We start from the raw sequence: 9,073 nt of genomic DNA, 5'->3' as shown, positions 1-9,073 counted from the left end.
ACCCTGCCCAACCCCAACCGCCGGTCCGAGGACGGACACCCCCCGGCACGGCCCCGACCCACAACCCACCGCCAGGCGCTACGCGAACCCCCACCACACAGCCACAGGCCGCCGCAGGCATAGACGCCCAACCGCCGGAGGCCAAAGCCATTGACCTTCCCTTACGCACGAGTAAGTTGACCCCCCAGTAAGTCCACCTGGCACCGGGAGCCGACATGGGCGTACGCAAGGACCTGAAGCGGGCGAAGCAGCGCACCGACCTGATGGACCGCACCACGGTCGAGGTCGTCAAGGACGCCGAGGGCGTGGTCCGGGAGGCGAGTACGCCGCCCCTCGCCCCGCCCGCACAATCCGGCAGCATCGCCGACCTCCCCTTCACCAACGCCGCGGAGGACCCCGAAGCGACAGTCCTCCGCCGAGCCCAGCCCGACGGCACCTGGCACCCCATCACCGCCACGGCCTTCGCCCGCGAAGTCACCGCCGTCGCCAAGGGCCTGATAGCCGCGGGCGTGGAACAAGCCGACCGCGTAGCCGTGATGTCCCGCACCCGCTACGAGTGGACCGTCCTGGACTTCGCCATCTGGGCCGCCGGCGCGCAGACCGTCCCCATCTACGCCACCTCCTCCGCCGACCAGGTGGAGTGGATCGTCCGCGACTCCGGCGCCCGCCACATCGTCACCGAGACCGCCGAGAACACCACCACGGTGACGACAGGCACGGCCGCCCACCCCCACCCCCCGCGCACCTGGCAGTTGGACGCGGACGCGCTCGCCGACCTCATCACCCTCGGCCGCGACGTCCCCGACGAGGAGGTCACCAAGCGCCGTACGGCCCTGACCCCGGACACCATCGCCACCGTCTGCTACACGTCCGGCACCACAGGCAAACCGAAGGGCTGCGTCCTCACCCACGCCAACCTGCACGCGGAAGCCGCCAACACGGTCGAGCTGCTGCACCCCATCTTCAAGGAGGTCACCCGCCAGACCGCCTCGACCCTCCTCTTCCTCCCCCTCGCCCACATCCTCGGCCGCACCCTCCAGATCGCCTGCCTGATGGCCCGTATCGAGATCGGCCACTGCCCGAGCATCAAGCCCGACGAACTCCGCCCGGCACTGAGGCAGTTCCGCCCCACGTTCCTCGTAGGAGTCCCGTACCTCTTCGAGAAGATCCACGACACCGGCCGCGCGACGGCGGAGAAGATGGGCCGCGCCGCCTCCTTCGACCGCGCCGACCGCACAGCCGTCCGCTTCGGCGAGGCCTACCTGCACAAGTTCCTCGGCACGGGCAAGGGCCCCGGCCCCGGCCTTTACGCCGCCTGGGCGCTGTACGACCTCCTGGTCTACCGCCGGGTCCGCAAGGAACTCGGCGGCCGCATGCGCTACGCCATCAGCGGCGGCTCCCCCCTCGACCGTAACCTCAACCTGTTCTTCTACGCCGCCGGAATCCTCGTCTACGAGGGCTACGGCCTGACGGAGACGACCGCCGCCGCCACCATCGTCCCGCCCCTGAGGCCCCGCCCCGGCACGGTCGGCCAACCCGTCCCCGGCACCGCCGTGCGCATCGCCGACGACGGTGAGGTGCTCATCAAGGGCGGCATCGTCTTCGGCTCGTACTGGAACAACCCGGCCGCCACCGACGCCGTACTCCAGGACGACTGGTTCGCCACCGGTGACCTCGGCGCCCTCGACGAGGACGGCTACCTCACGATCACCGGCCGCAAGAAGGACATCCTCGTCACCTCCGGCGGCAAGAACGTCTCCCCGGCCGTCCTGGAGGACCGCCTGCGCAGCCGCGCCCCGATCGGCCAGTGCCTCGTCGTCGGCGACAACCGCCCCTTCATCGGCGCCCTGATCACCCTCGACCCGGACGCGGTGAGCCACTGGCTCGCCGTACGCAAGATGCCCGCCGGCACCCCGATGTCCGAGGTCATCCAGGACCCCCGGATGCGCGCCGACGTCCAAAGGGCCGTCGACTACGCCAACGAGGCCGTCTCCCGCGCCGAGTCGATCCGCGCCTTCGCCCTGATCGAGGGCGAGTTCAACGAGGACAACGGCATGCTCACCCCGTCCCTGAAGGTCAAACGGCACGCGGTGACGACGGCGTACGCGGCCGAGATCGAGGCGCTGTACGGAAACTGAGCGGCACGAGCCGCCCCGCACCTCAACCGGCCGCGGCAGCACCCGCCTCAACCGGCCGCGGCGCCACCCGCCTCAACCGGCCGCGGCGCCACCCGCCTCAACCGGCCGCGGCGCCACCCGCCTCAACCGGCCGCGGCGCCACCCGCCTCCGCCGGAGCGGCGTCGCGCCGCAGGAGCCGCTTGGCCCGGCGCCGCGTCGCCGCCTCGGCCACGGCCGCCGCCAGCAGCGGGGCCGTGCGGCGCCGGGCCAGCAGGAACCGCTGGTTGACGACCGCCTCGGGACACCAGCGGTACTTGTACGGCTCCTCCCCGCGCAGCAGGCTCAGGGTGCGCGGGGAGTCGGGCGCGACCTGCCCGCCCGGCTCCAGATCCCGGGTGGACGCGTGCAGCAGCATCGTCGCCACGTCCACCCTGCGCTCCCGCAGCAGCGGGTCGAAGCCGTACATGTACATGCCCGTCAGACGGCCCGAGAGCAGCGTCAGATTGACCGCCACGACCGTGCCCTCGAGCAGGAACTCCGTCGCCACGGCAGCACCGGACCGGACCATCGGGACCGCCGCCCGGACCAGGTGCTCCAGGAACCTCGGCCGCAGGTGCTCCGACGTCACCTGTCTGCCCTGCCATTGCTTGCGGTGCAGTTCGAGGAGGCGGCGCAGCGCGGCCTCGGTCTCGTCGTGGCGCGCGACGCGCCATTCGATGCCGAGCCGGGTGAACTGGTTCACCTTGCTGCGGATCCGCCGCGCACGCCCCGTCGGCAGCCGCCCGATCAGCTCGGTCATGGGAACGGCGGGCAGGTCCAGGCAGACGGAGTCGCTCATCCGGTGCCGCGGGCCGCGCCAGCACAGGTAGACCCGCTCCATCGCACCGCCCGGCCGCACCTCACCGAAGTCGATCAGTGCGGTGCGCGCCGGACCGGCCAGGGCGTCGGCCAGTGCCCCGGCGCCCCATGCGGCCTCCTCCTCGTCGATGAGCACATCGCAGAAGTCGGTGATGGTGCCGCCGATCGGCACCAGCGCCGGCAGCGGGTGGTGCACCCGCATCAGCGGGGCCGCCGCCACCAGTTCACCGTGCCGGCGGACCAGGACGACCCGCAGCCGGCCCGGTCTGCCGTACGACAGCCACCACGAGTGCAGCCAGGCGTGGCTCTGGAACGCCGTCGCGGACGGGCAGGCCGCGCGCAGTCGTTCCCAGTCCTTGGCCAGCTCTCCGAAGGCGCGCTCGTCGGTGCAGACGTCCACCGACAGCGCGCGCCCGTGCCCGCTCACCCAAGCGTCCCGCGCGCGTCGGCGGCGCCGGCCGGGCCGGGCACGGAAGCGCGGCTGCGGTCGTCGTCGTCCCCGTCCGGCGCCCGCCGCGGCCGGGCCAGCAGGGCGAGGCCGCCCAGCAGGCCTCCGGCGCTCGCGCCCACGAGGGACGTCAGCGCCGGTGACGCGGACGACGGATCGGTGGGCTTCAGCGCACGGGAGAGACGCTCCAGCCGGATGCCGGTGCGGGCCTTGGTGTGGTCCGCCTCGGTGATCAGCGCGCGGGACACGGCGTTGGCGATGTCGACGGCCTGACCGGGCTTCGACGAGGTCGCCGAGATCGCGACCATCGGCGCGTCCGGAGAGGTCGCCACCTCCACGTTCTCGCGCAGCGTCGAGACGGGTACGCCCGCCCACATCTGCGCGTCCGAGAGCACGGCGAGCTGGGTGGCCACGCGGCCGTACGCCTGCGCGAAGCCGAGCGCGTCGGTGCAGTCGGCCTCGGTGGTGCCGTTCGGCACGGCGACGACCGAGCTCGTGGCCGTGTACTGCGGCGGCCTGAGCTGGCCGTACGCGCCACCGACCGCGGCGCCTGCCAGTGCGGCGGCCGGCAGCCACCACCACGAGGACAGCCGCGTCATGCGTGCGCGCGTGCGGTCGAAGGGCCGGGCACCCTCTTCGGGGTTGTCAGTCATGAGGAACTCACTTCCAGGTTCGAGCCGGACAGAGCGTCCGTGTACAGATCCATCAGTTGGCGTGCGGTGCGCTCGATGTCGTAGCGGTGGACCACGTCCGGGACGGTCCGCTCGGCCGGTCCCGCCGACCGCAGCCGCAGCAGTTCCCGCGCGTACGCGTCGGCGCCGCCCCGGACGCGCCGGGCACCGGGTGCCGCGTCCGGCGGCAGGTCCTCGACGGCGGGGCAGCTCGCGTACAGCACGGGGAGTCCGGCCGCCAGCGCCTCCACCACGGCCAGGCCGAAGGACTCCTGCGGCGACGGCGAGGCGAGCACATCCATGGCGGACAGCAGGGTGACCAGTCCGGGCGCCTCGTCGCCGGGGCCGGGCAGATACGGCCGCTCGCCCGCCAGCACCACCCGGTCCACGACGCCCAGCGCCCGCGCGGTACGCAGCAGCGCCGCCTCCTCGGGGCCGCCACCGACCAGCAACAGCCGTACGTCCCCGGGGAGTTGGGGCAGTGCCTGCACCAGCAGGTCGAAGCGCTTGCCCGGCGTCAGGCGGCCCACCCCGCCGACGACGTACGCGTCCGGCGGCAGCCCGTGGAACGCCCGGGCCTCCTTGCGGCGCACCTCGTCGTAGCGGAATCGGGGCGCGTCGATGCCGTTCGGGATGACCCGGATGCGCGGTCCGGGCACGCCCCAGTGCCGCAGCCGTTCGGCCACCGTCGGCGAGACGGCCACGGTGGTGTGGCCGAGGCGCTCGCCCGCCAGGTACAGCGCGCGGACGCCGGTGGTCAGCGGGCGGCCCTCCAGGCGGGTGTCGCCGATCGAGTGCTCGGTGGCCACCACGGTCCCGACTCCCGCGAGCCGCGCCGCGATCCGGCCGTACAGACAGGCCCGGTACAGGTGGGTGTGCACCAGGTCGTAGCGCCCGGCGCGGATCAGCCGGGCGAGGCGCGGCAGCGCGCCGAGGTCGCGGTTGCCGTCCATCCCGAGGTGGGTGACGCGGACCCCGTCGGCGGCCAGACCGGCGGCGACCGGCCCGGGGTTGGTCAGTGCCACCACGTCGCACTGCGCCGGGAGATGCCGCAGCAGCAGACGCAGCTGCTGTTCCGCTCCGCCCACGCCGAGGCCGGTGATGACGTGCAGGGCCCTCACACGGCCCCCAGAGCACGGCCGTGGACCCGGGCCAGCCGTCGCTTCAGCTCCAGCCGCACCGGGGTGTCCGCCTGCCCCATGTGGATGCGGGGCAGCGCGAAGTCGCCGGAGCCGGCCGGGCCGGGGGCGATGGCGCAGGCGTAGCGGTAGCCGGCCCGGCGCACTGCGTCGGCGGCACGCTGGTCGAGGAAGCCGTACGGGTAGCAGAAGCCCTCGACGTCCCCGCCGGTGATGGCGGCGAGCCGGTGCCGGCTGTCGTTGACCTCGGTGTGCAGCACCTGGTCGGTCGCCATGGTCAGATCGACGTGGGTCAGGCCGTGCGAGGCGATCTCCATGCCTGCGGCGGCGGCGTGTTGGACGTCGTCCACGTCGAGCAGCGGCTTGCGCGGGCCGGTGCGCTCCCAGCTGTTCTCGCCGCCGAGCAGCCCGGACAGCACGAACACGGTGGCGGTGAAGCCCCTGCGGCGCAGCAACGGCATGGCGGTGGTGACGAAGTCGGTGTATCCGTCGTCGAAGGTGAGCCCCACCAGACCGCGCTCCGTGCCCCGGGCGCGCGCCGCGAGCAGCTCGCGCACGCTCACCCCGCGCAGGCCGCGGCCGGCCAGCCAGGCGAGCTGTCTGTCCAGTCGCTCCGGTGTGACGGTGATGTTGTACGGGTCGTCCGGGCAGTCCGAGACCGAGTGGTACATGGCCACCCAGGCGGCGGCACGCCGTCTCGGGCGTCCCCCCACGGCTGTTTCGGTGTCGGGTGCGTCCGGGCGGGGCGCGGCGGAGATGTCAGCGACCATGGCGAGGCTTTCGTGTGACGGAGCTACGGACGAAGTGCGCGACGGGAAGCAGGAGGGACCGGACGCCGGCCGCGTCGAGGAGCCGGGCCAGCAGCAGGAACACGACGGTCACGCACAGGCAGCAGACGGCGACGGCCGCCGCGGGCGAGTCGAACAGCTCCGTGCAGAGCAGTCCCGCCCCGCCCGCGCACACGGCCGCGTACACCAGCCGGGCCAGTTCGGCGACGACCCGTCGCACGTGCAACGGCACGGCGCGGGGCCCCAGCCCGTGCAGCAGGAGCAGCGCGGTGAGGGTGATGCCGGCGGCGTTGGCCGCGGCGATGCCGCGCGCACCCCACGGGTCCACGGCCCAGGCGCCGAGGACGACGGTGGCCAGCGCGCCCGCGCCCATCGCGCCCAGCGGGAACCAGGTGATCCGGCCGGTCGAGAAGTACGACCGCACCAGCGCCCCCACCAGCGTGTGCCCGAGCAGTCCGATCGCGTACACCCGCATGACGGCGGCGGTCGCGGCGGTGTCCTGCGCCGTGAACGCGCCGCGCTGGAACAGCAGTTGGACGATCTGCGGCGCGCAGGCCACGACCACGGCGGCGCCGAGCAGCACGATGCAGGCCATCAGCGCCAGGTCCCGCTCGACCCGGTCCCCGGCCCGCCGCGTGTCGCCCTCGGCGATGGCCCGCGCCACCACCGGGAAGGTGACGACGCACACCATCATCGACAGCGACATCGGCAACTGGGCGATCTTCTGTGCGTAGTTGAGGTGTGAGATGGCACCGGCGGGCAGCCCGGAGGCGAAGTACCGCTCGATGAGCACCTGCGACTGCCGGCACAGCGCGAAGAGCAGGACGGCACAGACGAGGGCCGGCACGATCGACCGGCCACGCTCCCCGTCGTACTCGGCCCCGGGCACGGTCGTGGACCGCTCGTCGCGCCCGGCGACCCGCCGCCACAGGGACGGTGCCTGTACGACGGCCATGAGGCACCCGCCGATCGCGACACCGAGCGCGGCGGACCGTACCCCCCAGCTCTCGCCGATGACGAGCATCGTGGTGATGATCGCGATGTTGTACGCGATGTAGATCGCGCCCGGCGCGAGGTAGTTGCGGTGGGCCCGCAGCGCCGCACTGCAGTACCCGGCGAGCCCGAAGCTCAGGACGCAGGTCGCGGTCAGCCGGGTGCAGGACACGGCCAGGGACGGGTCGGGCAGGCCGGGCGCGAGGACGGAGACCAGCAGCGGCGCCCCGGCCGCGAGCGCGGCGGCCGTACCGGCGAGGACCAGGCACAGGCGCGGCAACGAGGCGGCGATCAGGGCCCGCACGGGGTCGGGCTCACCGATCCCGCGCGCCCGCCGCGCCAGCGCCATGCTGAACGCCGGCACCAGCACGAACGCCATGCCGTCCTCGATCAGCAGCGTCGAAGCCATCTCCGGCAACGTCCAGGCCACCAGGAACGCGTCGGTTTCCGCCCCGGCCCCGAACAGATGCGCAAGCGCCTGATCCCGCCCGAGCCCCAGAAGCGCCGCGGCCATCGCCAGCCCGGCCGACAACAAGGTCGCCCCGGCGAGAAACCGCCCCGAGGGAGCACTGCCCCCGGGGGCCGGCGGGGCTCCACGGCCGCCCTCGGGGATGGCGGGCGTGTCGGCGCCGACCGCGGGGTCGATGGCGTGCACGGTCATTGCGGGTGGGGGATCGCTGATGCCGCTGGAGTCGGGCGCGCCCCCGGTCGTCGCCGGGTGGACGGTCATCGCGGGCCCGCTTCCGCTGTCGGCGCCCCGTCCCGTGCCAGGGCCCACCACGCAGCGAGGCCCAGGCAGACCCCCGTCAGGATGGTCGCGGGGCCGCCGATGTCGGCGTACAGGAAGTTGACGAGCTGCCAGAGCAGCAGGCCGCAGGCCGGGAGTGCGCAGTCGCGGGCGCGAAGGGTGCGGCGCAGGCGGCGCAGCGCGTACAGCAGCAGGGCCAGCCAGCTGCCCGCGACCGTGAGCAGGCCGAGCAGGCCCTGTTCGCTGAGGATCAGCAGGTACATGTTGTGCGGGGAGAGCAGCGGCTGACGTCGGTAGGCCTGGCCCGCGCCTCCTGTCTCGCTGCCGGACGACAGCGCGAGCGAGGCGTGGCCGTCCCGGTGCGCGGGAAAGGCCTTCAGCCCCACGCCCGTCAACGGGTGCCCGCTCCACATGTCGCCCGCCGCCGCCCACATGGTGTAGCGGTCGACTACCGACTGGTCCGGCGCGTCGGCGACCTGAGTGATGCTGGTCAGCCGCTCCTGCAGCGCCGACGCGCCCAGACCGAGCCCGCCCACCAGCACCACACAGACCGCGGCCACCGCCGCGTACACCTTCGCCGCCCGCCGCACCCCGGCCAGCAACAGCAGCGCCCCGCAGGTGAGCGCCGTCGCGATCCAGGCCCCCCGGCTGAAGGACAGCGCGAGCGGGAGAAGGAGCGCCAGCGCGCACACGGTCGCCAGGACCTGCTGCCGCCGCGCCTTCGTCCCGAGGGCGAGCCCGACCGCGGCCACCATCCCGAGCGACACGACGGTCGCCATCCCCATCACGTCGGACGGCCCGAACGTGCCCACCGCCCGGATGTCGGCTCCCTGATACGACGCCCCGGTCCCGGTGAGGTACTGGCGCACGCCGATCCCGCCCTGCCACAGCGCGAGGCCGAGCAGTGACCACAGCACCAGCCGGGCGCCCTGCCGGTCGCGCACCAGCAGCATCACGGCGAGCGGGACCAGCACGAACACCTGCAGATAGCGCGCCAGTCCGGCGACCGCGTCACCGGTGGTCACCGCTCCCGCCGCGGCGACCGCGATGCCCACCACGGGCAGCCCGAACACCACCGCGGCCGTCCGCGTCAGCGGCGCCCGTGCCTGCCGTACGGCGTGGACGACGGCACACAGCACGGCCAGTGCGGAGGCGGCGTCGGCGGGCGTCGCGGCCCTGCCCGGCGTGACGGGAAGCCCCAGCAGGACGACGACCGCCACGACCGGCAGCACGGGCAGGACGGACCGGACCCGGCCGAGCGCCGGCCACGGCAGCGCGAACGCGGGCGAGGTTGCCGCGGAAGTGGTCAC

7 protein-coding genes are annotated in these 9,073 nt (G+C 73.7%); 1 reads left to right on the top strand and 6 read right to left on the bottom strand.

The annotated features are described in order from the left end of the window. Positions 1 to 215: 215 nt before the first annotated feature. Positions 216 to 2,138 carry an AMP-dependent synthetase/ligase gene (locus ACWGDB_RS40595; protein WP_453827071.1) on the top strand — a complete coding sequence of 641 codons (1,923 nt, stop codon included), beginning with the start codon at positions 216 to 218 and terminating at the stop codon, positions 2,136 to 2,138. Positions 2,139 to 2,260: 122 nt separating this feature from the next. On the opposite strand, the gene ACWGDB_RS40590 is transcribed toward ACWGDB_RS40595, so the two are convergent. From ACWGDB_RS40590 to ACWGDB_RS40565, 6 genes are read right to left on the bottom strand one after another with little or no spacing between them, the layout of a single operon-like run. Then, entirely contained in the window at positions 2,261 to 3,403 is a 1,143-nt protein-coding gene (locus ACWGDB_RS40590) for a GNAT family N-acetyltransferase (protein ID WP_453827070.1), read from the bottom strand. Beyond that, positions 3,400 to 4,077 (bottom strand): lipopolysaccharide biosynthesis protein, encoded by a 678-nt coding sequence (locus ACWGDB_RS40585; RefSeq protein WP_453827069.1) that lies wholly within the window; start codon positions 4,075 to 4,077, stop codon positions 3,400 to 3,402. The genes ACWGDB_RS40590 and ACWGDB_RS40585 overlap by 4 nt, the downstream gene beginning before the upstream one ends. Continuing rightward, positions 4,074 to 5,216, bottom strand: a complete 1,143-nt coding sequence (locus ACWGDB_RS40580) for a glycosyltransferase (RefSeq protein WP_453827068.1) — start codon at positions 5,214 to 5,216, stop codon at positions 4,074 to 4,076. The genes ACWGDB_RS40585 and ACWGDB_RS40580 overlap by 4 nt, the downstream gene beginning before the upstream one ends. Further along, positions 5,213 to 6,004 carry a polysaccharide deacetylase family protein gene (locus ACWGDB_RS40575; RefSeq protein ID WP_453827067.1) on the bottom strand — a complete coding sequence of 264 codons (792 nt, stop codon included), beginning with the start codon at positions 6,002 to 6,004 and terminating at the stop codon, positions 5,213 to 5,215. Before ACWGDB_RS40575 ends, ACWGDB_RS40580 begins: the two co-directional genes overlap by 4 nt. Then, entirely contained in the window at positions 5,994 to 7,745 is a 1,752-nt protein-coding gene (locus tag ACWGDB_RS40570) for a lipid II flippase MurJ (protein WP_453827066.1), read from the bottom strand. Before ACWGDB_RS40570 ends, ACWGDB_RS40575 begins: the two co-directional genes overlap by 11 nt. Further along, positions 7,742 to 9,073, bottom strand: coding sequence for an O-antigen ligase family protein (locus tag ACWGDB_RS40565; RefSeq protein WP_453827065.1), 1,332 nt, complete (start codon positions 9,071 to 9,073; stop codon positions 7,742 to 7,744). Before ACWGDB_RS40565 ends, ACWGDB_RS40570 begins: the two co-directional genes overlap by 4 nt.

It is taken from the genome of Streptomyces sp. NPDC055013, from assembly GCF_053608645.1.
This window is presented reverse-complemented; position numbering and strand designations above follow the sequence as displayed.